The sequence below is a fragment of the Helicobacter sp. 23-1044 genome (assembly GCF_053654695.1).
The window spans coordinates 95,048-119,246 of the sequence record NZ_JBSIUQ010000003.1; the positions used below are offsets into that span (position 1 = coordinate 95,048).

Annotated in this window: 24 protein-coding genes; 3 read left to right on the forward strand and 21 right to left on the reverse strand. The window is 40.5% G+C overall.

Annotated features, from left to right (window positions below):
* Positions 1 to 2: 2 nt before the first annotated feature.
* Genes ACWIUD_RS04280 through ACWIUD_RS04295 form a run of 4 tightly spaced genes read right to left on the reverse strand, consistent with a single transcriptional unit; the run spans position 3 to position 3,006 of the window.
* Positions 3 to 890 carry a mechanosensitive ion channel family protein gene (locus ACWIUD_RS04280; protein WP_454147045.1) on the reverse strand — a complete coding sequence of 296 codons (888 nt, stop codon included), beginning with the start codon at positions 888 to 890 and terminating at the stop codon, positions 3 to 5.
* A gap of 11 nt (positions 891 to 901) precedes the next feature.
* Entirely contained in the window at positions 902 to 1,039 is a 138-nt protein-coding gene (locus tag ACWIUD_RS04285; RefSeq protein ID WP_454147047.1) for a hypothetical protein, read from the reverse strand.
* 16 nt (positions 1,040 to 1,055) lie between these two features.
* The gene (locus tag ACWIUD_RS04290) at positions 1,056 to 2,270 is read right to left on the reverse strand and encodes an amidohydrolase family protein (protein ID WP_454147049.1); all 1,215 of its coding nucleotides are present in this window, start codon (positions 2,268 to 2,270) and stop codon (positions 1,056 to 1,058) included.
* A 13-nt stretch (positions 2,271 to 2,283) separates the two neighbouring features.
* On the reverse strand, positions 2,284 to 3,006 hold the full coding sequence (locus ACWIUD_RS04295) for a cytochrome c biogenesis protein CcdA (RefSeq protein WP_454147051.1): 723 nt from the start codon (positions 3,004 to 3,006) through the stop codon (positions 2,284 to 2,286).
* Positions 3,007 to 3,109: 103 nt separating this feature from the next.
* Between ACWIUD_RS04295 and ACWIUD_RS04300 the strand changes: the two genes are divergently transcribed.
* A complete protein-coding gene (locus ACWIUD_RS04300) occupies positions 3,110 to 3,520 on the forward strand; it encodes a hypothetical protein (RefSeq protein ID WP_454147053.1) in 411 nt (136 codons plus the stop codon).
* Here the strand turns inward: ACWIUD_RS04300 and ACWIUD_RS04305 are convergent.
* The 17 genes from ACWIUD_RS04305 to mnmG form a co-directional block, all read right to left on the reverse strand.
* Positions 3,449 to 4,231 (reverse strand): thiazole synthase, encoded by a 783-nt coding sequence (locus ACWIUD_RS04305; protein ID WP_454147055.1) that lies wholly within the window; start codon positions 4,229 to 4,231, stop codon positions 3,449 to 3,451. The two genes, ACWIUD_RS04300 and ACWIUD_RS04305, sit on opposite strands and share 72 nt — an antisense overlap.
* Before the next feature lie 9 nt (positions 4,232 to 4,240).
* Positions 4,241 to 5,716 carry an NAD(P)H-hydrate dehydratase gene (locus ACWIUD_RS04310; protein ID WP_454147057.1) on the reverse strand — a complete coding sequence of 492 codons (1,476 nt, stop codon included), beginning with the start codon at positions 5,714 to 5,716 and terminating at the stop codon, positions 4,241 to 4,243.
* A gap of 1 nt (position 5,717) precedes the next feature.
* On the reverse strand, positions 5,718 to 6,545 hold the full coding sequence (gene zupT / locus ACWIUD_RS04315) for a zinc transporter ZupT (protein ID WP_454147059.1): 828 nt from the start codon (positions 6,543 to 6,545) through the stop codon (positions 5,718 to 5,720).
* Between the two features lie 8 nt (positions 6,546 to 6,553).
* Positions 6,554 to 6,694, reverse strand: a complete 141-nt coding sequence (locus tag ACWIUD_RS04320; protein WP_454147061.1) for a hypothetical protein — start codon at positions 6,692 to 6,694, stop codon at positions 6,554 to 6,556.
* Entirely contained in the window at positions 6,678 to 7,160 is a 483-nt protein-coding gene (locus tag ACWIUD_RS04325) for a GIY-YIG nuclease family protein (protein ID WP_454147063.1), read from the reverse strand. Before ACWIUD_RS04325 ends, ACWIUD_RS04320 begins: the two co-directional genes overlap by 17 nt.
* Positions 7,161 to 7,171: 11 nt before the next feature.
* The gene (locus ACWIUD_RS04330) at positions 7,172 to 8,980 is read right to left on the reverse strand and encodes a pyruvate/oxaloacetate carboxyltransferase (protein ID WP_454147065.1); all 1,809 of its coding nucleotides are present in this window, start codon (positions 8,978 to 8,980) and stop codon (positions 7,172 to 7,174) included.
* A 12-nt stretch (positions 8,981 to 8,992) separates the two neighbouring features.
* Positions 8,993 to 10,321: an ankyrin repeat domain-containing protein gene (locus tag ACWIUD_RS04335; protein WP_454147067.1), complete on the reverse strand. Its 1,329-nt coding sequence runs from the start codon at positions 10,319 to 10,321 to the stop codon at positions 8,993 to 8,995.
* A 126-nt stretch (positions 10,322 to 10,447) separates the two neighbouring features.
* Positions 10,448 to 10,903, reverse strand: coding sequence for a hypothetical protein (locus ACWIUD_RS04340; protein WP_454147069.1), 456 nt, complete (start codon positions 10,901 to 10,903; stop codon positions 10,448 to 10,450).
* A gap of 103 nt (positions 10,904 to 11,006) precedes the next feature.
* Positions 11,007 to 11,858, reverse strand: coding sequence for a glycosyltransferase family 2 protein (locus ACWIUD_RS04345; protein WP_454147071.1), 852 nt, complete (start codon positions 11,856 to 11,858; stop codon positions 11,007 to 11,009).
* 80 nt (positions 11,859 to 11,938) lie between these two features.
* A complete protein-coding gene (locus tag ACWIUD_RS04350) occupies positions 11,939 to 12,682 on the reverse strand; it encodes a class I SAM-dependent methyltransferase (RefSeq protein ID WP_454147073.1) in 744 nt (247 codons plus the stop codon).
* The gene (locus ACWIUD_RS04355) at positions 12,672 to 13,898 is read right to left on the reverse strand and encodes a glycosyltransferase family 9 protein (RefSeq protein ID WP_454147075.1); all 1,227 of its coding nucleotides are present in this window, start codon (positions 13,896 to 13,898) and stop codon (positions 12,672 to 12,674) included. Before ACWIUD_RS04355 ends, ACWIUD_RS04350 begins: the two co-directional genes overlap by 11 nt.
* A gap of 1 nt (position 13,899) precedes the next feature.
* Complete coding sequence (locus tag ACWIUD_RS04360; RefSeq protein ID WP_454147077.1) at positions 13,900 to 16,563, reverse strand: GDP-mannose 4,6-dehydratase; 2,664 nt, start codon at positions 16,561 to 16,563, stop codon at positions 13,900 to 13,902.
* Between the two features lie 171 nt (positions 16,564 to 16,734).
* Positions 16,735 to 17,958 (reverse strand): glycosyltransferase, encoded by a 1,224-nt coding sequence (locus ACWIUD_RS04365; protein ID WP_454147079.1) that lies wholly within the window; start codon positions 17,956 to 17,958, stop codon positions 16,735 to 16,737.
* Positions 17,955 to 18,596, reverse strand: coding sequence for a glycosyltransferase (locus tag ACWIUD_RS04370; RefSeq protein ID WP_454147081.1), 642 nt, complete (start codon positions 18,594 to 18,596; stop codon positions 17,955 to 17,957). The genes ACWIUD_RS04365 and ACWIUD_RS04370 overlap by 4 nt, the downstream gene beginning before the upstream one ends.
* 5 nt (positions 18,597 to 18,601) lie before the next feature.
* Positions 18,602 to 19,876 (reverse strand): glycosyltransferase, encoded by a 1,275-nt coding sequence (locus tag ACWIUD_RS04375; RefSeq protein ID WP_454147083.1) that lies wholly within the window; start codon positions 19,874 to 19,876, stop codon positions 18,602 to 18,604.
* A gap of 101 nt (positions 19,877 to 19,977) precedes the next feature.
* The gene (locus tag ACWIUD_RS04380; protein WP_454147085.1) at positions 19,978 to 20,175 is read right to left on the reverse strand and encodes a hypothetical protein; all 198 of its coding nucleotides are present in this window, start codon (positions 20,173 to 20,175) and stop codon (positions 19,978 to 19,980) included.
* Positions 20,176 to 20,194: 19 nt separating this feature from the next.
* The gene (gene mnmG, locus ACWIUD_RS04385; RefSeq protein WP_454147087.1) at positions 20,195 to 22,051 is read right to left on the reverse strand and encodes a tRNA uridine-5-carboxymethylaminomethyl(34) synthesis enzyme MnmG; all 1,857 of its coding nucleotides are present in this window, start codon (positions 22,049 to 22,051) and stop codon (positions 20,195 to 20,197) included.
* Positions 22,052 to 22,141: 90 nt separating this feature from the next.
* On the opposite strand from mnmG, the gene ACWIUD_RS04390 reads away from it, so the two are divergent.
* Both ACWIUD_RS04390 and ACWIUD_RS04395 read left to right on the forward strand, forming a co-directional pair.
* Entirely contained in the window at positions 22,142 to 22,954 is an 813-nt protein-coding gene (locus tag ACWIUD_RS04390) for a phosphatidate cytidylyltransferase (RefSeq protein WP_454147089.1), read from the forward strand.
* A gap of 3 nt (positions 22,955 to 22,957) precedes the next feature.
* The gene (locus ACWIUD_RS04395) at positions 22,958 to 24,190 is read left to right on the forward strand and encodes a 1-deoxy-D-xylulose-5-phosphate reductoisomerase (protein WP_454147091.1); all 1,233 of its coding nucleotides are present in this window, start codon (positions 22,958 to 22,960) and stop codon (positions 24,188 to 24,190) included.
* The last annotated feature ends 9 nt before the right edge of the window (positions 24,191 to 24,199 follow it).

The following is a 24,199-nucleotide window of genomic DNA, read 5'->3' on the forward strand; positions in this document are numbered from 1 at the left end:
TCCTATTTTATTAGATTCACATCTAATTTGTTAAATGGTATTTCGATTTTCGCAGAATCTAGGGCATTTTTGACATTTTCAATCATTTTGCTTTTTGTGCTACCAAATGCGCCATTATCGATAACCCACGCACGGACGGCAAATTCAATGCCACTTGCTTGAAGTTCATTTACGCCTACAAAGATTTTTTTGGTTGAATCATTTGCGCCATTGTCAATGTTTGCAGTCGCCTCCACAGCGTCATAAATGACTTTTTTTGTGCGCTCAATATCGCTGCTATACCCCACGCTAATTAACCAATCAATTCGCAAAATGATATTATCGCCCTGCAAAAGTGGCAGATTCTGCTCTTTGCCGATTCGCCGAATGTGCTTTTTGGTGTAATTTATAATGCGCGAAGTCGCGACGCTGGTATTTGGCATAATGACAAGTTTGCCATCGCCTGTGCGCATATAAGTGTGAAAAAGCGAGATTTCCTCGACCACGCCGACAATCCCGCCCACTTCAATTCTATCATCTTTTGTAAATGGGCGAAAAATCACTAGCATTATGCCACTTGCGAGATTTGAGAGTGAATCTTTTAGCGCTAACGCGATTGCCAAACCCGCTGCGCCAAGTGCCGCGATGATTGAAGTCGTTTGAACGCCCATCGTCCCAAGTGTCGCAACCACCACTAAAATCATAATCCCCACAAAGGCGATTTTTGATAAAAATCCCGCAAGCATTTCATCTTTTAAAACGCGCATTAGGATTTTTCGCACCCGCCCAGCGATAAAATACGCAAACCACCATCCAAAGATTAAGATAAAAATCGCCTTTGACCCGACAATGATGGCATTTAGTAACTCATCGCCCATTTGCATTAAAACATTTAAGATTTTTTCTTTCATTTTTTGTCCTTTTAATTTTTAGATTCTGCGAATCGCTTGTCATTGCCATCGAAGCGAAGAATCTCAAATAGCCAAAAGAGATTTTTCGCTTTGTTTGCACTTCGCTCAAAATGACAAATTTGCACTAGATTCTGCGATTTTAACTTCATTTTGCTAAATTCTGCGTTAAATAAATCGCAGAATCTCCCCCTTCAAATCCGCATTTTTATACGGCGAAAACGCGCCATCCACCGCTACACTTGAATCCAAATCAACCGCCATAAGTCGCGCTTCTTTGCCCTGCTCTATTTTGCCACAATTTAGATTTAAGATTTTGGCAGGATTTTCCGCACAAATCTCAAATAATCGCTCCAAACTTATGATTTTTGTCGCAACCAAATTGCTATAAAGCAACGCAAAATAATGCGCGATTGCGTCAATCCCATACTCCGCATTGCCAAAGGGCAACTCTTTTTTGGAGTTAAAATGCGCACATTGCAGTGAAGTAAGCAAATCAATTTCGCCATTTTGCAGGGATTCGCATAGCTTTTCGCGCGTCTTTTTGTCCTTTAAAGGCGGATTTATTTTCGCGCTAGTGTTGTAATTTTCACACGCGCTTTCATCCAAAATCAAATGATGAATGGAGACTTCGGCAAAAATGCGCGGATTGTGCTTTTTGGCTTCATTTATGAGTGAAAGGCTACGAATCTCGCTAATCGCGCTAAAAACAGCTTTTATATCATAAAAAATCGCCACTTCAAGCATTTTTGCTACTTCTTTGATTTCACTAAGCGGGCTTCGCGCGGGGATGCCCAATTTCGCGCTTAACTCACCATAATTTATCATTCCGCCCAAATTGTCATTTGCGTTTATAAAAAGCGGAATATCAAGCATTTTGGCGTATTTGGCGACTTTGTCAATGGTGTTTGCGTCCTTTGCGCTGTCGATATTTATCCCAACGCCCCCAAGCGCGTTTAAAATCGTAATATCACAGATTTTTGAATCGTCTTTTTTGTTTATAGATTCGCCACCCAAATCCGCTACATTTGAGCTAATGAGTGGCAAAATCGCCACTTCGGCGTTTATATTTTTCACAAACTCCATTGCCATTTCATTATCGATTGCGGGGCTTGTCGCAGAATTTAGCGCGATAATTCCCACGCCTCCGCGCTTTGCCTTTTCCCCAAGCGAGAGAATCGAAGCGCGTGAGAGCGATTTATTTTTAGGATAGACATTCAAATCAATGAGTTGCGGTGCGATTAGCGCGTTTTTCAAATCCAAAACTTCGCAATCCGCACTTTTAGATTCGCTTGATTTGCCCTTTGATTCGGACGAATCCACACCCACAATTATGCCATTTTCAATTTTCACACTTTGATTTTTGCCTTTTATGATTTTCATTTTGTCCCCCTTTTTACGAAAAAATTGCCGAGATTCTATCTAATCCGCCAAAAATAATCACAACGCCGATTCCCACAAGCAACGCACCGCTGATGATTTCAATAACGCGATAATATCGCTTCACGCGCTCAAACACGCTAAAAAGTCGCTCAATCAAAAGCGCGGTTAGCAAAAACGGCACTCCAAGCCCAAGCGCGTAAATCACTAGCAAGGCAACTCCGCCACCGCTCACACTTATGCTATTTAGCGCGATTATCGAGCCTAAAATCGGTCCCACGCACGGACTCCACCCAAGCGCAAAGCCTATGCCTAAAATAAATGGCGCAATTATGCGCAAAAATGGGGCAGATTGCGCGATTCGCACAAAATCAAATCGCTTTGTTTTATAGAGAATAGCAAGGCGAAAAATGCCTAAAAAATGCACCCCAAAGATGATGATAATGCCCCCAGCGATGTAGTTTGCGATAGGATTGCTTAAAAATCGCCCCAAAAGCGAGTTAAAACTAATGCCAAGCATTATAAAAACCACCGAAAATCCCGCCACAAAGAGAGCTGCCTTTTGAAATATAAAAAAGCGATTTTGTGCTTTTAGCTCACTCACCGAAACGCCCCCAATGTAGCTCATATATGGCGGGATTAGTGGCAAAACACAAGGGCTTAAAAATGTAAGGATACCTGCCAAAAACGCCGCAAGATAGGGCAGATTTTCATATAGACTAACTAATGCGAGTTCCACGCGCTTCCTTTTTTTGCGTTGCAAAATTGTTGCAAAATTTAAGCGCGAATTATAGCTAAAAAAAAATTATGGTAATGTTAAGAAAAAAATTAAGAAAAAAATAATGTTAGATTCTGCGATTTGCAGAAAAATCGCTTCAATTTCGCAGAATCTCGCCCAAAATCAATCGCAGATTTTTGAGAAAAACGCAGAATCTGCTTGTGGATTGCTTCGTCAGTGCTACGCACTTCCTCGCAATGACGAAAAAAAACATACTAGATTCTGCGATTCGCAGAATCTATCGCAAAAAATCAAGCAAAATCACAGAATCTATCGCACCAAAACGCAGAATCTCACAGAATCTCGCCAAAAATCAATCGCAGAACCTCGCCCAAAATCAATCACAGATTCTGCGAAAAATACAAATTTCGCAGAATCTCACTTGTTTTTCATAAAATCCGCCCTACCACGCCACAACGCCATCGATTGGCGAGCTTGCGGTGGCGTAAGGTTTGCGTGGGATTCGCCCTGCTAGATAGCTCTGTCGTCCCGCAATCACGGCATTTTTGATTGCCTCTGCCATCAAAATGGGATTTTTCGCCAAAGCAATCGCGCTATTGCTTAAAACCGCATCCGCGCCTAGCTCCATAGCCACGCTTGCATCGCTGGCACAGCCGATTCCCGCATCGACAATCACGGGGATTTTCACGGCGTCCTTGATAAAGGCGACATTGTAGCGATTTTGTATCCCGAGTCCAGAGCCGATAGGCGCAGCAAGGGGCATTACCGCACTTGCACCAGCAGATTCAAGGCGTTTTGCCATTATCGGGTCATCGTTGCAGTAGGCAAAAACGATAAAATTATCCTTTGCCAAAATCTCACACGCACAAAGCGTCTCAATCATATCAGGGTAAAGCGTTTTTGCGGTATCGCCGATGATTTCAAGCTTTATCGTGCGAATCCCTGTCGCCTCGCGCACCACATTAAAAAGCGCAATCGCTTCATCGCTTCTTGTGCAACCAGCGGAGTTTGGCAAGAATTTTATGTCGCTATCTTTGAAATAATCCATAAGATTTTCGCTGTTTTTATCAGTGATATTTACGCGCCGCACGGCAATAGTTATCATCTCTGCGCCACTTGCCAAAGTCGCTTCGCGCGTGGTTGCAAAGTCCTTGTATTTCCCGCTACCGACAATCAAACGCGACTTAAATTCAATGTCGCCAATTTTTAAAATATCATTTTGCATTTTTATCCTTTATAATAATTTTATCGCATTTATCAAATCCATAGGCTCTAATCCAAAGTCGCTTTGAACCTTTTGCGAAGCCAAAGAATGCGCCAAAGACGCATTGATAGCCGAATCTAATAGCGAATATCCTTGCGCCAAAAGTGAGACAATTAGTCCGCTTAGCACATCGCCACTGCCACCTTTTGCCAAATTATTGCGCCCTAGCGTGTTTATGTAGATTTTTTCTTTTTGTGCGATAAAGACATTTGCGCCTTTTAGCAATAGCACGACATTTGGATAACGCGCCGAAAAATCCATCATCAAATCCACTTTTTTGCGCTCAATCTCTTTAATACTAAATTCGCCAAAGCCCAAAATTTTTAGCATAGAGCTAAATTCCTTTAAATGCGGGGTTAGCACCAAATTGCCCTTTTCTAAAATCCCGCGCAAATCGCTATGATAAAACATATCCGCATCAATCACCGATGGGATTTTCCCTAAAAAATCAAAATTATAACGCTCAATTTTTGCGCCAAGCCCCATACCAAAGGCGATTGCGTTGCAGTTATTTGGCAGTTGCGTGGCATTCATAATGTGGTGCGGGAGATTTTTCACTTCGCCAATAATGCTAACAAGTCCGCTACCAAAGGAAAATGCGGAGAGTGCGCTTAAAATACACGCACCCTCTTTTTCCCCAGCAATTACGCAACTATGCCCAAATCGCCCTTTGTGCGTGTTTTGGGCGATTCTATGTGGGAGTTTTAAATCGCGCCTTTCAAGCAATTTGATATGCGAATCGCTTTCATAGTTTGCGCGTGAAATGCCTAAATTTGCTACGACTATTTCGCCTACAAAATCCTTTGCAAAGTCGCTAAAATACGCGATTTTTAATGCGCCCATTGCGATTGTAATGTCGGCTTTGAAAATCGCAGAATCTGTGCTAGATTCTGCGATTTTGTGGGATTTTGCGCTAGATTCTGCGAAAAGATTAGATTCTGCGATAAATTTTGTTTTAGATTCTGCATTTGTCGCTAAAAGTCCGCTTGATATATCACAGGCGATTTTTAGCCGTCCTACCGCATTCATTTGCGCTATCAAATCGCCCATTTGCGAATCCAACTCCCCGCTAAATCCGCTCCCAAAAAGGCAATCCACAACAATATCACACAAAAAAAGTTTATCGACAAAACTCCCGCCCACCGCTTCAAATCGCGCTTTTTGCAATGCGTTTAAATCGCTTTGTGTGCGAGATTGAAGCGATTCGGGCGCAAAAACTTTGACATTGTATTTGCCACTCAAACGCCTAGCAAGGGCGAATCCGTCCGCACCATTATCACCCCTGCCACACACGATAATTATTAGCGCATTTGGCGCAGATACGCGCTCATCGATAATTCGCTCAATCGCCCCTGCGGCATTTTCCATCAAAATCTCATTGCTTACATTAAACCGCTCTACTGCGCTTTTGTCTAAAAAATCCGCGCTTTTAAAAATATTTTGCATTTTACTCTCCCAAAAGTATTAAACTAATTGCCATTATGCCCATTCCAAAGAAAACACCAGCCACTGATTCGTGCCCTTTGGTGCTTAATTTGGAGGTTGGCAAAAGGCTATCGATTGAAATAAAAACCATAATCCCAGCGATGATTCCAAAGCTAATGGCAAGTGTGGCTTCGCCCAAAAGTGGCGCAAGTAAAAAATACCCGATTACCGCACCAAGTGGCTCTGATAGCCCGGATAAAAGTGTGAGTTTTAACGCCTGTCTTTTATCGCCTGTGGCATAATAAATCGGCAAAGACACAGCCAAACCCTCAGGGATATTGTGAATCGCCACAGCCACCGCAATGCTAACGCCAAAGGCAAAGCTATCTAACGCACTTATAAAAGTCGCAAAGCCCTCAGGGAAGTTGTGAATCGTAATTGCGATTGCCGTAAAAATCGCCGTGCGTTTTATGGCGTTGTTGCGTGAAATGTGGCGTTCCCGCGAATCTAGTTCGCAATAGACTTCATTTTGGCTTTTTAGCTCGTGGGGATTGACATCTTTTGGGATTAAAATGTCGATTCCAAATGCCAAAACCATACCCACAAAAAAGCACAAAATGCCAAGCGATTCGGCATTGTTTGAATCTATGCGCAAAAAATAGTCGATGGATTTTGGCAAAATCTCTACAAAACTCAAATACACCATAACCCCACCACTAAATCCAAGTCCAAAGGATAGGACGCGCGTCTCATCTTTTGTCTTAAAAAATGCCAAAAACGCGCCAAATGCCGTGCTAATCCCAGCGATTAGCGTTAGCAAAAAGGCAAAAAGCATAGATTCAAAAGTCATAAAAGTCCCTAAATTTGCGTGAATCTAATGCGTTTGCTTTTGTCATTGCGAGAATTTGACTTGTCAAATTCGTGGCAATCCACGCCTTTTGCTTCGTCATTGCGAGACTTGCTTGCAAGTCGTGGCAATCTATTAAAATAATGTTTCATATAAATCCTCCCATTGTGGATTTTGTGATTTTATCAAATCAATTTTGGTTTGCCTTTTGCCAGATTTTAGTTGCTTTTCGCGCATTATGGCGGATTCTATGTTCTCACAAACTTCGTAATAGCCAAGTTTGTCAATGTTATATTTTTGCGTAAAGCCTTTTGCAAGTTTGCTTTTATGCTCGAAAATGCGCTTTGCCAAATCGCTCGTTGCTCCCGTATAAAGCGTCCCATTTGGTTTGCTAAATAAAATATAAACAAAGCCTTGTTTCATTTTATAATCCTTTTTTATGGATTGCCACGAAAATCCTAACGGATTTTCTCGCAATGACGGAGAGTGTGGATTGCCACGACTTGCATTCGCAAGTCTCGCAATGACGGAATGTAACGCAAAGCCTCGCAATGACGGCGCGGAGCGCGAATCTTGCAATGACGAAATTTTGATGGATTTAACGCATTTATTTTGCATTTAGATTCGCCCTATTCGATTAGCATAATTGCTTGATTCGCCACCACTGCGCTATCCAAATCCACAAAGATATTTTTTACGCTACCATTTTTTTGCGCGGTGATTTCATTTTCCATTTTCATAGCCTCTACAATCGCCACGACATCGCCCTTTTTGACTTTATCGCCGATTTTGACATTGATTTTGCGAATGGTGCCGGGCATATTTGAGCTAATGTGATTTTCATCATTTGCGATAATCGCGCCTTTGGGTGCGCTTTTTGCCACCTTTGGTGCGCTAGATTCGGCACTTGAATCGCCTAAATCCTGCTCGACATAGACTTCTTTTAGCTCCCCATCAAGTCGCAAGAAAAAGGGTTTCACGCCATTTGTGCTCCGTCCCGAGCCCTCAATCTTTATGCCATACTGCTCCCCATTTACGATAATCTTAAACTCTTTTGCCAAATCCTCAGCTATATTTTCAAAGGATTCGATTGGCTCTGGTTTCAAAGCATTGTGATTGCGCTCATCCAAAAATGTCTTTGCCACGCCCTCAAACATCGCGTAGCTTATGACATCGGTAGGCGATAGCGCGAAATCCTTGCTCTCTTTCTTTGCCTTTGATATTTCAGGCGATAAATAATCCGCGGGGCGTTTGGTGATAAATTCCTCTTTTAACGCCACAAGTTTGCTTTTTAGCTTTTTGTCAATCTCTGTGGCACTTTTACCATAAAATCCGCGCCCCAAATTCTTTGCCTCTTTGCTAATGCTTTTATATCTCTCACCCGTTAGGACATTTAGGACGGCTTGTGTGCCTACGATTTGTGAGCTAGGCGTAACAAGTGGCGGATAGCCAAAGTCTGCGCGGACAGCAGGGATTTCATCTAGCACTTCGTCCATTCTATCTAGCGCGTTTTGCTCTTTTAGCTGATTTGCTAAGTTTGAAATCATACCGCCGGGGATTTGATTCACAAGCACACGCGTATCAATCAAACTATAATGTGATTCAAACTTCTTGTATTTTTTACGCACACGGCGCAAGATTTCGGCGGCTTTTTCCATTTTTGCAATGTCTAATTTTGTATCCCATTTTGTGCCTTTGAGTGTGGCTACCATTGATTGAGTGCAAGGGTGCGAAGTCCCGCTTGCAAAGGCAGAGTTGCTTAAATCCACAATTTCCGCTCCCGCTTCTATCGCCTTTAAATGCGATGCGAATCCAAATCCCGCCGTGCTATGCGTGTGAAGCACGATTGGTTTGTCGATTTCGCCTTTTAACGCTTTGACTAACTCATAAGCATCAAAAGGCGTGATTAGCCCTGCCATATCTTTGATGACAATTTGGTCGCTTCCCATTTTGACTAACTCTTTGGCATAAGCCACAAAGCCCTTAATCGTGTGAATGGGCGAAGTGGTGTAGCTGATTGCGCCTTGCACGATTTTGTTTTGCTTTTTTACCTCATCGATTGCGGTTTTTAGATTCCTACTATCATTTAGCGCGTCAAATATGCGAAAAATGTCGATTCCGCCCTGCGCTGAGAGTTTTATAAATTCTCTCACCACATCATCGGCATAGTGCCTATAACCTACCAAATTTTGCCCACGAAGTAGCATTTGGAGGGGCGTTTTTTTGAAAATCTCTTTGAATTTGTAAAGTCGCTCAAATGGGTCTTCTTTAAGATAGCGCAAACAAGTATCATAAGTCGCGCCTCCCCAAACTTCCACGCTATAAAAGCCGATTTCCTCAAAAATCCGCGCCACTTCCAACATATCCTCCGTGCGAACGCGCGTAGCAAGTAAGCTCTGATGTCCATCACGCAATGAATTTTCTGTAATTTTTATCATTCAATCTCCCCTTTATATGATTTTATCAAGCTGTGCTAATTTCTCTGCCTGCTTGCGTTTCGCCTCCATTTGGCGGTGTCCTTCTTTTTTGAGATATTGCGCTATGTCATTATTACCATTTGTCTGCGCTATGCTAAATGCCGTGCTTCCGGCAATATCACTTGCAAAAATATCTGCGCCATTTTCTACCAAATAGCACACCAAATTCAAATTCCCGCTATTTGTCGCCTTCATAAGCACCGTTGCGTTGTTGTAATCCCTTGCGTTGATAAAGGCGTCATTTGCCACTAAAAATTTCACCACTTCTAAATGCCCCTCAATAGCGGAGAGCATTAGCGCGGAGTTGCCATCATTATCGATGTCATCGATATCTGCGCCTTTTTCAAGCAAAAGTTTCACAATATCCAAATGCCCCTTTTCAGCCGCCCAAATAAAGGCATTCCACGCATTATTTGAGCGAAAGTCCGCCCCTGAATCTAGCAAAAACTGCACAACTTCAATATGCCCTTTGAAACTAGCACTCATCAAAGCCGTGTAGCCGTCATTTTTACTTGCATTTACATTTGCGCCACTCTCAACTAAAAATTTCACGATTCCCAAATGCCCCTTAAAACTCGCGCTCATAAGCGCGGTATATCCGTCAGTCTTATGCGAATTTACATCCGCGCCATTTGCCACTAAAAATTTCACAATCTCAAAATGCCCCTTAAAACTCGCGCTCATAAGCGCGGTATAGCCGTCATTTCGCGTGGCGTTAATGTTTATGCCGTTTTTGACTAAATACTGCACGATTTTTAGGTGGTTAAATGAGCACGCCCACATCAGCGCATTCCACCCGTTTTCATCAGCGGCGTTGATATCCGCGCCATTTTTATGCAAGTAGCGGACGATTTCTAAAAAGTCAAATGAGCTTGCAAGCATTAGCGCGGTGGTGCTGTCATCTCGCTTGGCATTGACATTTGCGCCATTTTCTACCAAAATTTTCACAATATCGATATGCCCTTCGCTAACCGCACTCATAAGGGCACTCCACCCGTCATTATCGCTTTCATTGACGCCGACATTCAAATCCAAAAGTAGCGAAACAGCGGCTTTATTGCCACTAAGTGCGGCAAACATAAGCGCGGTATAGCCGTTATTTGCGCGGATATCTAATCTCGCGTCATTTTCGATTAGAAACTTTGCCATTTTAAAATTGCCATCTTTACACGCCCACATTAGCGCGGTGCAGCCATCACTATCCACCGCATCGATATTTGTGCCGTTTTTAATCAAATATTTCACGCTTTGCGAATTATCCTCAATCACCGCTTTTATAAATTCTTGCTCCAAAACACTCACAGGCAACCTCCGATTTTTGCGATTTTTTGTAAAATTATAACAAGTAAAAATAGAAAAATGCGAATTTTATCGCAGAATCTCGCATATTTTCGCAGAATCTACGCCAAAATTTACATTTCGCAGAATCTAGCGTTTTGCGTTAATATGAAGTTGCAATTTTATGCTTAGATTCTGCGGGAGGTGCGTTTTTATAAAATATTTTAGACGCATATTGAGAAATTTTACGCAAAATATGGGGATATATAATTTATTGTATTTTGCAATAATGCGAATTTCCTCTTTGAAAAATATCACACTTGGTTTTGCGGAAATCCCGCTCCCATCGTATAATGCAACAATTTCTTTTGAGTTAAAAAATCTCGCATTTTCCAAATGATAAATTTTGGTAAAAAAGTCGTTATCCGCGCAAATTTTAAAGTTCGTATCAAATTTATATTTTTTAAGCAACTCCGTTTTGACAAACGCACTTTGATGGCAAAATGGCATTCTAAATGCTGGATTTGACTTAAAGTGCGGTATTTTAGAGATTTTATCACTAATTTTTAACGCGATATCGCCATAAATCACTTTGATTTTTTTCATCCCTTGCCTCCAATTCGCAGAATCTAACTCAAATCGCAGAATCTAACTCAAATCGCAGAATCTCGCATATTTTCGCAGAATCTAACTTGCCATTTTAGCATATTTAATGTCTTTTTTTACCAAAAAATACCCGTGCTTTGTTGCGATATTTGCTTGGGATGATATTCCGCGTAAATACACGAGGCACGACCCAAAACACATAATACGCAAAATGTCGCAAGGGGAAAAATTTATTGTATTTAAATCCGATTATGCAATCCTCTTTAAACATCAACCACGATAGACGCGAACTCACCCCCTCGACATTAAATGATATTACAATCTCATCAAAATGCCTAAAACTCTCGCCATTATTATAACAGCGGGTAAAAAAGTCCGTATCGCCTGCGATTTTGAAGGTTGTGTCGTATTTGTAGGATTTCATAATATTTGATTTTATAAATGCTGCTTGGTGGATGAAATGATGGCGGTATTTGTGCTTTGTGGTGGTGCTTTTTAGGATTTTGCGATTAAGATTATCATAAATAATTTCTGTATCGCCATAAATAATACTACTCTGCCCCCCCCCAGCGCGATATGCCGCAAATATGCGTTCAATCGCGCTATTATCATAAAATCTATCGCCAGAATTCATAAAGTTACACCACGCACCACTTGCTAAATCAATGCCCTTATTCATCGCATCATAAATGCCACTATCGCTTTGCGAGAGAAACTTCAAACTAAAATTTGCATTATCTTTTTTTGTCGCTTCTAAATACTCGCCATTATTTTTTGTGATATTTGCGATGGTTTTGATATATTCCACAATCTTTTCTGTCGTGCCATCGGTGCTTTTGCCATCGATGATAATGTATTCGATATTGCCATAAGTTTGATTTAGGACTGAATTCATCGTCTCTATAATATTATTTGCGTCATTAAAGACGACCGTAATTACTGAAATTTTCTCCATCGCACAATCTTTCATCATAAAATAAAAGCGAAATTATACAGATTTTTGCGCTAGATTCTGCGATTTCGCAGAATCTAATATTATTTTTTTGCCACTGCCTTTATTTCATAACTAAAAATTTGCGGACTTGGCGCGTGAAAGGCGGAATTTGTGATTTTATTCCAAAAAGCAATTTTGCTTTTATAAATCCACAAAAAGATTTTTCTAACAATCCTTTTTATTCCCTTGCTTCCAGCGAGTGCGTCTTTGTCAATCAAATCCACCTTGCTAAATCCCGCCATTTTCAGCACGAAAATCAAACTTCCCGCAGTAAAAAGTGTATTATGTGTAAAATCTTCATACGCCCAATAAGCACCTGTGGCACTTTGTGCGTTTGGCACAGCGATAAAAATGCTTCCATTTTCATTTAGCATCTCCCTAAAATGCGCTAAAATTGGGATGATTTGCCCTTTTTCCAAATGCTCCAAACAATGCGTAGTTATTATCAAATCAAACTTTTGCTTTGGGGAAAACTTCAAAATATCATCCACTTTTATCGCATCAATGCCTAAATTTTTGCACGCTTCAATCGCATTTTCATTTATATCAATGCCAAGTAATTGATAGTTTTTACTTAAATCCCCCCCCCCGTTAGCATTTTGCGAGTTCCACGCGAAATTATTATGTTTTATCGCATTTAGAATTTGCCCAAATCCGCACCCAAAGTCCAAAATCCTCGCATTTGCTGGCAAACCTTCTATCACTTCTTTGAAATAATGCGCCAATTTCGCGTCATTATAATCACCACACCCTACGCCTCTTGCGCTAAAATAGTCATTTTTCATTTTTTCCTCCGTTTTGATAGATTTCATCGATAATTTTTATCACAGATTCTGCGCTAATTTCATTTATATCCAAATCACTTTTATATGCAAAGGCATTGCTTAACTCGCGGTATTTTCGCATATTTGCCTTTATAAAAGGATGGAATGCAGGATAATATTTAGCGGCGATATTTTTTGGATAGGGGATAAATCTCCCCAAATGATTGCCATTATACACAGCGATAATCGCTGTGTCTAAAAAGACTGCGAAATGCGCTGCACTTGTTTCATTACTAACTATAAGATTGCCATTATACACAAGTGAGGCAAGTTGCATTAGCGAGGTTTGCCCGCTAAAATCAAGCACTTTTGCAGAATCTATCAAATCCACCAAAATTTTCGCGCTATTTTTATCCTCCACCCCGCCACAAATGACAATATTTTGATTGTATTTTGCAATCAAATGCCTTGCGACTTTTGCGAAGTTTTCAACGCTCCATTTGCGATATTTTGCCGATGCACCGATAAATAAAACGCAATAATTTTGGCGCAATTTTTCAAGCATATTTTTCCCCACAAAACTCTCCAATCTTGGCAAAAGCGCAGAATCTAATCTCGCTTTTGGAAGAGATTGCGTGAATTTTGGATTTTTTGCGGTGGATTCTGCGAAATGCTTTAAAAAATCAAAGGCATTGTTGCAAAACTCCGCATTGCGATAATATTCAAACAAAACGCCATCTTTGCAAGGCAAAAGTGCCGTGTAGTATTCGTCATTTGCGTTTTTTAAATGTAGTGGGAGATTATTATCATCGCCACTTGGCGTTAGGCAAATTTGCGCATTTATGTAGGAAATAATCTCTTTGCAAAGCAAATCGCGCGAATAAATGGGATTTAGACAAATTGTAAAATGGCGTTTTTTAAGCGAATGCAAAAATGAAATACGATAAAAAAGACTGCGATTAAACTGCCTTGGCGAGATGAAAATAAACTCATCGATATTTTTGCTATGCAATCCAAGTGCCAAATTTTTCACGCAATTATTTGCAAGTAGCGTAATGTGATAATCGCCAAAAAACTCCCTCATCTGCGCTAAAAATGGCGAAAATAGCACAAAATCGCCGATTGCATCGATGCGAATAATCAAAAGTCGCTTTTTTGCCTTTGGCGGGAAGGGCGGGATGATTAAATGCGTAATTTTATCTCGCAGGGATTTTGTTAGATTTTTAAAATACGCCATTTTATGCGCACCTTAAAAATTTTGGCGCAGATTCTGCGAATTTGGGATTTTTTGTGCTAGATTCTGCGAATTTGGGATTTTTTGCGCTAGATTCTGCGATTTTCATGCGATTCGCAGAATCTAAATAATGATTTTTTGGATTGCCACGATTTGCCTTTGGCAAATCTCGCAATGACAAATCGATGGCAGAATCTGCAAATTTTGGATTAGATTCTGCGAATTTTAACTCATTCTGCCCCCCCCCAATTTGCATTTTTTGACGCAACATCTTTGCTTCATATCTAATCATAATTTCTATCATCGCTTCAATGCTTGTCTTTTTTGGATTCCACCCTAAAATCTTTTGTGCTTTTTTGGCATCGCCAAGCGAACTTTTTACATCAAGCGGACGAAAATAATTTGGATTAACCTCAATTAGCACTTTATTATTCGCAGAATCTATGCCTTTTTCATCCACGCCACTGCCGATAAAGTGCAAATCTATGCCGACTTTTTTAAAGGCAATTTTGCAAAAATCTCTAATGCTTGTTTGCCTTCCTGTGGCGATGATAAAATCCTCTGGCGCGCTATGTTGAAGCATTAAGTGCATACATTCCACATAATCCTTTGCATAACCAAAATCCCTCTTTGCATCCAAATTCCCAAGATATAATTTCTCTTGCAAACCAAAGGCGATTTTTAGTGCCGCTTTAATAATCTTTTTGCTTACAAACTCATCGCTTCGCAGTTCGCTTTCGTGGTTAAACAAAATGCCATTTGTCGCAAAAATATTATATGCCTCCCTATAATGTCGCACCATATAAAAAGCATATAGTTTTGCGATGGCATAGGGGGATTTTGGGTTAAATGGCGAGTTTTCATTTAGCACGCCATCACTTGAACCAAAAATCTCGCTACTGCACGCATTGTAAAATTTGGCATTTAGATTTAGCAGCTTTATGGCATCCAAAATGCGAAGTGTGCCTAGCGCGATGGAATCTGCCGTCCTTTGCGGGAGCGAAAAGGAAATTTTGACATTTGAAATGCCTGCTAGATTATAAATCTCATTTGGTCGCACTTTGCCTAAAATATCAATAATGCAGCTAAAATCACTTACATCGCCATAATGATAAATAATCGCAGAATCTGCCTCATCAAAATATAAATCATCATAATGAATAAAGCACAAATCCTCGTATTTTGGCACTTTTCGCACGAAAATGTGGATGATATAATTTTTTTGCGCTAAGAGTTTCATCAAAAAATATCCATCTTGTCCGCTAGCACCGATGATTAGGGCGATTTTGGGCGGGGAAGGTTGAGATTGCTTTGTAGATTCTGCGAATTTTGTTTGCATTAGATTCTGCGATTTCGCAGAATCTGCGATATTTTCGCCATTTTGTTTATTAGATTCTGCGAATTTTGCAGAATCTACAATTCGTAGGATTGGATAAAGAAACTTCGGCTTCGCCTTGTTTTGCGAGCGAAGCGAAGCAACAATCGAAGTAATGGCGGTGGTGCTTTGCGTTGTTTTGGCGCGAAATGAGCGAGATAGAACTTGGGGGTTCATCGAGCGAAATGTTGTGTCAAAACAACGCAAATGATTACCCCAGAACAAATTGTCATAAACTTCATTATAAAATTCAATCGTTTGTTTATAGGCACTCTCCCAGCTAAACATTTCTAATCGCTCTTTTGCGTGCAAAATTTTTCGTGCTTTTAAATTTTCATTTTGAATGCCCTCCAAAATCGCATTTGCGATGGAATGCGCATCGTTTGGATTAAAATAAATTGCGCAATCCCCCGCAATCTCTCTAAAAACCTCAATATCACTCAAAATCGCCAAGCACTCCGCAAAAAAACTCTCCAAAATAGGAATGCCAAATCCCTCATAAAATGACGGAAACACAAAGCACAGCGCATTTTTATAAATGCTATATAATTCATCTTCTTTTGCTTGGATGGCGACAAAATGCTCTTTTATTTTTAGCGATTGCAAAAAGTTGATTTCATCACTAGAAAACTCCGTCCCAACGCAAAGTGCCGTAATCTGCGGATTAAAGGCGATAATCTCCACCATCGCCCTTGCAAAAGTGGCAAAATTTTTATATCCGCCACGAGTGCCGACAAACAAAATGTAATTTTGCGGGAGATTTTGCGGGAGATTCTGCGATTTTTGCAGACTATGCCCTAAATAAATTACTCTTATTTTATTTTCATCAATGCCAAAAAATTTGATTAAATCCCTTTTTGTCGTGTGAGAAATAGCGATAATCCCATCGCAACTCTCGCAATTAGCGCGTTTTAAGGCGGAGGTTTTGCTATCATTTTTAAAATAAGAATTTGCATAAATCTCGTGTATCATATCATAAACACTAACGATAAAAACCGCGCCTTTGGGGCGATTTGGCGTTTTTTTATAATAACTAATGTGATAAATGTCAAAAATATTTTTTGCGACAAATCGCTCGTGCAGTTCATTTAGCGCACTAATTAAGCGCACCTTGCCTCTAAAATCTTTTGTTTTTTTATTTTTGTTTAAATAGAGATTTTCGCTGTAAAGAAGCGGGATTTTGGCATTTTCATTGCGGATGAATAATTCAAAAATATAGCGCGAAATACCGCCGACAAACTGCATTGAAAAAATATCGTGGGAATATAGGACTTTTAGATTTCTATGCGACATAAAAAGTCCTAAAATGAGATTTTGCAAATATCGCAGAATCTAGCGGAGATTCCGCGTTTTTCGCAAAATCTAAATAATTATTTTTAGATTGCTGTGACTTGACTTTGTCAAGTCTGGCAATGACAAATATCGCAGAATCTGCGAATTTTGGATTAGATTCTGCGATAAATATTAACTTATTCTGCCCCCCCCCCCATTTAGCATTTTTTCATACAATGCTAAATATTGCTTTGCGATATTTTTCGCGCTAAAATTTAATATGCCTTTTCTTGCATTCAAAGCATTATTTGCCACAAAATCAATGCCACGCGCCAAATCTTTTGCGCTATCAAATTTCGCTAAATATCCATTTATTTTATGTGAAATAATATCCCTTGCGCCACTATTATCAAAGGCAACCGCGCTAGTGTTGCACGATAAACTCTCCATAATAGTCTTTGGCGCGGCATCTAGCAGACTTGGAGCGACAAACACATCTGCGACACTATAAATCAAACGCAAAGCAAGATTGCTATTATGATAACCAAAACTTCTAAATTCAAATCCTTGCGGGATTTTCTGCCTATCTAATTTGCCAAAAAAGCACAAAAAATATTTGTCTTTTGGCAAAAATTTCAGTGCTTCTAAAAAATGCGAAAATCCTTTGTAAAAATCACCTAGCGCATTTGCCCCGCATAAAATGATTTTTTTATGTGTGTTAAGTCGCAGAATCTGCCTTGCGATATTTTTATCAATAGGCATAAACTCGCTTTCATCGATGCAATTAGCAATCGTGCTTATGTTTGCATTTTTTGTAATGGCACTTTTTTGCAAACACTCGCTAATAAAACTGCTAATACCTACAAAATGCAGATTCTGCGGATAGTGCCTAATTTTGGCGCGTTGATTGAAATGCGCCAAATTTCGCAGAATCTTTATCTTTGGCGACAATGCAGGGCAGTTTTTGCACGAAGTTTGATATTTGAAACATAGCGCATTATTAGCGATAGCATAATGACATCCGCCACTAAATGCCCACATATCGCGCACACTCCACACAATCGGTTTTTTGATTTTAGCGATGGTGGATAGTGAGATAAATCCGCTATTTATCCAATGGAGATGGATAATATCTGCTTTTTGAAATACATTGTGCTTTAAAATATTAAATCCAAAAAAATTATTACTAAAAATATTTTTACTACCGCAAATGCGAGAAATACCGCCATCAATCTTTGCGTAAAAAAATGCCTGATATTTATTTAGATTGCTAATATTTGGGTGGTTTTGAATATCTTTTGCAGTGGTTAAAATGTGACTTTTTACACCTAAATCTAAAAGTGCATTATGCAAATTTAGCGCACCTTTTGCCGCTCCGCCAGATAACTCACCAGCGACTAAATGCAGCACTTTCACGCCACTGCCCTTAAATGTGATTTGGTTGATATTTGATTAAAAGAAAGATGGAGGAAAATTACTAATTTATACCTTACTACTAATTTATACCTTTCTGCCCCCCCCCCCCTATTTGCAATTTTTGCATATTGAGAAATGTAGTGTTTAGCGATTTTTGCGGAATTAAAATGTGCTATTACGCTATCTCTTGCATTTTGGCGCAAAACTTCATAATTCGCAGAATCTAAGCACCATTCAATCCCACACGCCAAATCGCCAATATCTTTTGCCAAATATCCATTTTGCTTGTGTGATATCATATCGCCATTGCCACCAATATCAAAGGCGACCACAGGCACAGCGCAAGAAAGTGCCTCCATAATGGCATTACTTAGATTTTCTGCCAAACTTGGGACGACAAAAATATCACACGCATTATACGCAAGGCGAATGCTATAATCATCACTTAAACGCCCAAAGGCAATAGATTCTGCGCCAAAAGTATTATTATTTGCGCCAAAAATGACTAATTTATAAGGAATTTTTAATAACGCTAATGCCTTTAAAAACTCCGCATAACCTTTGCGCGGGATATCATCAATCGCCCCAAATCCAATGTAATAAATATTTTTCTTTGCAGAATCTAGCGCAAGGGACAATAACTCTAATAAGAATTCTCTGTGCTGCCCCCCCCATTTAATATTTTTTGGTATTGAGAGACATACTGCGGGGCGATTTTTGCAAAATCAAAGTTTGTGGCACTATCTCTTGCATTTTGGCGCAAAACTTCATAATTCGCAGAATCTAAATTTAAAATCCAATCCAATCCCCTTGCCAAGTCATCTACATCCATCAAATTCGCCAAATATCCATTATACTTGTGCGAAATAATATCTTTTAATCCACTCGTATTATAAGCCACCACAGGCGTTCCACACGCCAAACTTTCCACCGCCACTTGCCCAAAACTTTCAATATGACTTGGCATAAGCACCACATCCGCCACGCTATACACGATTTTTAATGCGATATCATCGCTTAAATACCCCAAATAAATGCTTTCAATATCCTCAATTTCCCTTCCATTGCTTGCACCAAAAATTAGCAATTTGATATGCGACTTATCTTTTAATAAACGCAGGGCATTTTTTAAATCATCATATCCCTTGCGCTCCAAACTCATCGGTGCTATTGCGCCAAATGCGATTATTTTTTGCGAATTTGGAATATTTAAAAGGCGTCTAGCGATATTTTTTGGAATGGGGGCAAATATGCTTGTATCAATCGGATTTGGCAAGTTTATAATGCTTTTATTGCTAAAAAGCGCAGAATCTTTGGCGCATTTAGCAATCCACCGCGATAGACCATTTATGGTGATATTAATTTTATTATACACTTTTTGCTTTCGCTTAAATGAAAAATAACTAATATCATAAGGCATTTTTCCGCCAAGCAGGGGACATTTCTTACAACCGATGCTAACCCCTACACAGGCGGCTGCCACATAGTGGCAGCCGCCTGTGTAGGGGTTAGCATCGTGTAAGCTCCAAATCATTGGAGCGTCAATTTCAGTTAAATCTTTGATATTTATAAACCCACTTTCAACCCAATGCAAATGCACAATATCTGGTTTTAACTCCGCTATATATTTTAGCAACGCCCTATTTTTTGGGATAAAAAATGGTAATTGCGGAGAAAAAATATCCTTGTGCCGTTTGGGATAAAAAGAAAGTGGGATTTGCGATAAAAATGGACGGATTTTTTCAAATGCCTTTTGCGCTTTGCTTCGCGCTAATCGATATGTATGCGGAGAATCGCCCGTTTTATTTTGCACTAGCATTATAGAATCTATCCCCGCTTCTAGCAGTGCTTTATGAAGGCGCACACACGCCCTCCCCGCCCCACCAGAATCCGAACTACACAAATGCAAAACCCTCACACATAAACCTTCAATATTTTTTATAAAAGTGGAGATTTTACATAAAAATACTTAAATATTTTCTTAGATTCTGCAAAATCGCAGAATCTGGGATATTTTCGTCACTGCGATATTTTGCTTTGTAAAATCTCGCAATGACGATTTTTTTTAATTTTAGATTCGTGCGAAGCACGAATCTCAATCGAAGTAATGGCGGTGGTGCTTTGCGTTGTTTTGGCGCGAAATGAGCGAAATAGGACTTGGGCGTCCATTGAGCGAAATTTTGTGCCAAAACAACGCAAATGACTACCCCAGAACAAATTGCCCCTAAACAAATTGTCAGCGTTTATTTCGCAGGTGAATGTATAAGTGCAACACATCAACGCTTGCCATCGTTACGCCACTTATCGCTAGTGCTTCGCGCAAATTTTTGGGGCGAAATTTATTTAGTTTTTCGATGACTTCCGCACTCAAACCCGGGATTTTATCAAAAACAAAATCACGCGGAATCTCCACGCCAAGCGTCAAATCCAAATTTGCGATTTCATCATTTTGCTTTTTTATGTAGTGATAATATTTGCACTCAATTAGCACTTCCTTTAACGCACGGGGCGAGAGATTTGCGAATCGCGTGTCAAATTTTTGCAACTTTAATTCATCAAAACTTTTGCGCCCTACGATTTGAATCCCTTGCGTGGTGTCATTTATTTTATCCTCTCCCAAAGATTCCAAAAATGCCAAAAACTCCGCATTTGGCGTGTAAATTTTGCGCTCCAAAAATTCAATCGCGCCCTTTATCGCATTTGAATCCGCCAAAATCTCATCGATATTTTCAAACAATCCTAGCTCTTTTCCGCGATTTGATAGGCGAAAAATCGCATTATCCTCACGCAAAAGTAGCCGATACTCCGCACGGGAGGTAAAAACGCGATATGGCTCATTTGTGCCTTTGGTTACCAAATCATCAATCATCACGCCGATATAAGCCTCACTGCGCTTTAAGATAAATTCAGGTGCGCCTTTCACGCTTAAAGCCGCGTTAATCCCAGCCATAAGCCCCTGCGCTGCGGCTTCCTCATAGCCTGTCGTGCCATTGATTTGCCCTGCTAAATAGAGATTTTTGATTTTTTTGCATTCTAGCGTGTGAAAAAGCTCGGTGGGTTGGACAAAATCATACTCTATCGCATAACCAAAGCGCGTGATTTCGACATTTTCTAATCCATCAATCGTGCGAATCATCGCCTCTTGCACATCAAAAGGCAGTGAAGTAGAAAGCCCATTGACATAATATTCGTTTTGCGCCTTTGTTTGTGGCTCTAAAAATAGCTGGTGGCGGGACTTTTCGGCGAATCGATTCACCTTATCCTCAATGCTTGGGCAATATCTAGGACCCACGCTTTTAATTTGTCCGCTAAAAAGTGGCGCACGAGCGAAGTTTGCGCGGATAAACTCGTGCGTAGATTCGTTTGTGTAAGTGATGTAGCAAGGATATTGCGTGGGGTTAAAATCGCGCGTTTTGTGGCTAAAATGCGGAGGATTGCTGTCTCCATTATGTCGCTCCAAATGGCTAAAATCAATGCTTTTTCCGCTCACACGCGGACAAGTGCCCGTTTTTAGTCGCCCGACATTTAGCCCCAAACTTCGCAAACTTTGCGACAAAGCCACCGCGCTTCCTTCGCCAAATCGTCCATTTTGTGAAATCGATTCGCCGATATGGACTTTGCCATCCAAAAATGTCCCTGTGGTTAAAATGACTTTTTTGGCAAAATATTTTTTGCCGATAGCCGTGCGAATCCCACACGCCACGCCATTTTCTAGCAAAATATCAACTGCCATTTCTTGTGAAATAGTGAGATTTTTTTGCGCTAAAAGCATATTTCGCGCTGTGATTTTATATGAATCCATATCGATTTGCGCCCTTGTGCCTTGCACGGCGGGTCCTTTTGAGGCATTTAGTGTGCGAAACTGAATCCCGCTAATGTCTGTGATTTCGCCCATTACCCCGCCTAGCGCGTCAATCTCTTTTACCAAATGCCCCTTTGCAAGTCCGCCTATGGCTGGATTGCAACTAGCAAGTGCGATTGAATCTATAAGCAAAGTCAAAAGGTGCGTTTTTAGCCCCATTTTCGCACAAGCCAAACTTGCTTCAACTCCCGCGTGTCCGCCACCTACCACAATAATATCAAATGAATCCAAAAGCACTCCCTTAAAAATTTTAATGATTTTTTGCTACGATTTCGTTTTTAGAATTTGAAATTTTATGTTTTTTAGCTTAAAGGGGACAAAATGTCAAATTTTTTCAAAGACAAATTAGAAAAAATAAGTGGCGAAAACTTCGCTAGATACTACACAGGCGCGATTTTGGTGGCAATCGTAGCTTTAATCATCGTGCTAAATATCAAATTTTTGCTTTGGGCGGTGCTTGGGGGTTGCTATCTACTTGCCCTTGCTGAATCCTGCAAACTTTTTGATATTGAAGAGCGGATTCATTTATACGCGACTGCGGGGATTATGTGGATTGTAGCGTATTTTTATAAGGGTTCGCCTTTGTATATTGGGATTTTGGCATTGGCGATTTTTGCTGCGTATAACGCATTTCATAATCGCACAAAAAGCAAGGATTACGCAGTGCTAATCTATCCTACTATTCCATTTCTATGCCTTTTTGGGATTTATGATAATTTTGGCGCGATGGCAATCGTGTGGCTTATCGCAATCGTTGCTTTGAGCGATTCGTGTGCGTATTTTGGTGGCAGAGCATTTGGCAAGTCGCCACTCTCTCCCGTCTCGCCTAAAAAAACCATTGAAGGCGCGTTAATCGGGCTAATTGTCGCAAGTTTGGTAGGCACACTCATCGGCTCTATCATAACGCTCGACATAAATGCCGATAAAATCGGCTTTATAAGCGCGTTTTTTATATCAGTGTGCGTGGCGTTTATTTCGATTTTTGGCGATTTGTTTGAGAGTATGTTAAAGCGAATCGCAAAGCTCAAGGATAGTGGCAATATTTTGCCCGGACACGGCGGAGTGCTAGATAGAGTCGATGGGATTTTGTTTGGCGCGGTAATGATGATATTTTTGCTTGAATGGGTGAAATAAAATTTGATACTTTTGGGCTCTACTGGCAGTATCGGCACACAAGCCCTGCAAATCGCAAGGGCGGAGCATTTAAGCGTTGAAGTCCTTTGTGCAGGGGATAATATTGAGCTTTTAAATGCGCAAATTGCGGAGTTTCGCCCAAAAATTGTCGTAATCAAAGATAGCAAAAAAAAGCATTTGATTCGTGGCGCAAATCGTGTGCTTTGTGGCGAAAGCGGGATTTTGGAGGCGATAAATACCTCCGAATCAAAACTCGTGCTAAACGCGCTTGTGGGATTTAGTGGCGTGAATCCTAGCATTGAATCTATCAAATGTGGCAAAACCCTTGCTTTGGCAAATAAAGAGAGTTTGGTTGTAGCGGGATTTTTGATGGGGGGCGAAAATTTAGCGCGAATCTTGCCTGTGGATAGCGAGCATTTCGCGCTAAAAGAATTGCTAGATTCTGCGACAAAAAACGCAGAATCTGCACTAGATTCTGCGAATCGCACGAAAATCGCAGAATCAACCATCAAAAAACTCATCATTACCGCAAGTGGCGGGGCGTTTCGCGATTTGCCTTTGAGTGAAATCCCGCACCAAAGCGCGAAATCCGCACTAAATCACCCCACTTGGGCTATGGGGCGCAAAATCACAATCGATAGTGCGACAATGATAAATAAACTTTTTGAGATTTTGGAGGCATATTGGCTTTTTGGCGCGAATCTTGCCACGAATCACAATGTGCATTTTGGCGCGAATCTAAATGCGAATCTTGCCACAAAACAGGGCGCAAATCTAAACACAAATCACATTGACGCCGTTATTGAGCGCACTTCAACGATTCACGCACTGATTCAAACCGCTGACAACGCACTCATCGCGCATTTAAGTAGCAATGATATGCGATTGCCCATCGCAACCGCGCTACTAGGCGCAAAGGCAAAGCACAAGGCATTTATCAAAGAATTGGATTTGCTAAATCTAAACTTGCGATTTGAAAAAATTGATACAAGTCGCTATCCGCTTTGGACGCTCAAAGATTCGCTTCTAAAATGCCCCAAATTAGGCATTATTCTAAATGCGGCAAATGATATTTTGGTGGCGCAATTTTTGGAAAATAAAATCATTTTTGGCGACATTGCAACGCAGATTTTTAAGGTTGTGGAGCGATTCGGCGATGAGAGCGCACTAGATTCGCTACAAAATATCGGCGACATTGCGGAAATTAACGCAAACATTGCAGATTTTTTGCGCTAGTATTGACTT

Bases quoted from the DNA above. Each gene is read 5' to 3' on its own strand.
- ACWIUD_RS04290 (WP_454147049.1), bottom strand. From the start codon at position 2,270: ATGAAAATCATAAAAGGCAAAAATCAAAGTGTGAAAATTGAAAATGGC.
- ACWIUD_RS04310 (WP_454147057.1), bottom strand. From the start codon at position 5,716: ATGCAAAATATTTTTAAAAGCGCGGATTTTTTAGACAAAAGCGCAGTA.
- ACWIUD_RS04390 (WP_454147089.1), top strand. From the start codon at position 22,142: ATGTCAAATTTTTTCAAAGACAAATTAGAAAAAATAAGTGGCGAAAAC.
- ACWIUD_RS04305 (WP_454147055.1), bottom strand. From the start codon at position 4,231: ATGCAAAATGATATTTTAAAAATTGGCGACATTGAATTTAAGTCGCGT.
- zupT (WP_454147059.1), bottom strand. From the start codon at position 6,545: ATGACTTTTGAATCTATGCTTTTTGCCTTTTTGCTAACGCTAATCGCT.
- ACWIUD_RS04360 (WP_454147077.1), bottom strand. From the start codon at position 16,563: ATGTCGCATAGAAATCTAAAAGTCCTATATTCCCACGATATTTTTTCA.
- ACWIUD_RS04300 (WP_454147053.1), top strand. From the start codon at position 3,110: ATGTTAGATTCTGCGATTTGCAGAAAAATCGCTTCAATTTCGCAGAAT.
- ACWIUD_RS04350 (WP_454147073.1), bottom strand. From the start codon at position 12,682: ATGAAAAATGACTATTTTAGCGCAAGAGGCGTAGGGTGTGGTGATTAT.
- ACWIUD_RS04330 (WP_454147065.1), bottom strand. From the start codon at position 8,980: ATGATAAAAATTACAGAAAATTCATTGCGTGATGGACATCAGAGCTTA.
- ACWIUD_RS04345 (WP_454147071.1), bottom strand. From the start codon at position 11,858: ATGGAGAAAATTTCAGTAATTACGGTCGTCTTTAATGACGCAAATAAT.
- ACWIUD_RS04285 (WP_454147047.1), bottom strand. From the start codon at position 1,039: ATGAAGTTAAAATCGCAGAATCTAGTGCAAATTTGTCATTTTGAGCGA.
- ACWIUD_RS04320 (WP_454147061.1), bottom strand. From the start codon at position 6,694: ATGAAACATTATTTTAATAGATTGCCACGACTTGCAAGCAAGTCTCGC.
- ACWIUD_RS04325 (WP_454147063.1), bottom strand. From the start codon at position 7,160: ATGCAAAATAAATGCGTTAAATCCATCAAAATTTCGTCATTGCAAGAT.
- ACWIUD_RS04280 (WP_454147045.1), bottom strand. From the start codon at position 890: ATGAAAGAAAAAATCTTAAATGTTTTAATGCAAATGGGCGATGAGTTA.
- ACWIUD_RS04355 (WP_454147075.1), bottom strand. From the start codon at position 13,898: ATGGCGTATTTTAAAAATCTAACAAAATCCCTGCGAGATAAAATTACG.
- ACWIUD_RS04340 (WP_454147069.1), bottom strand. From the start codon at position 10,903: ATGAAAAAAATCAAAGTGATTTATGGCGATATCGCGTTAAAAATTAGT.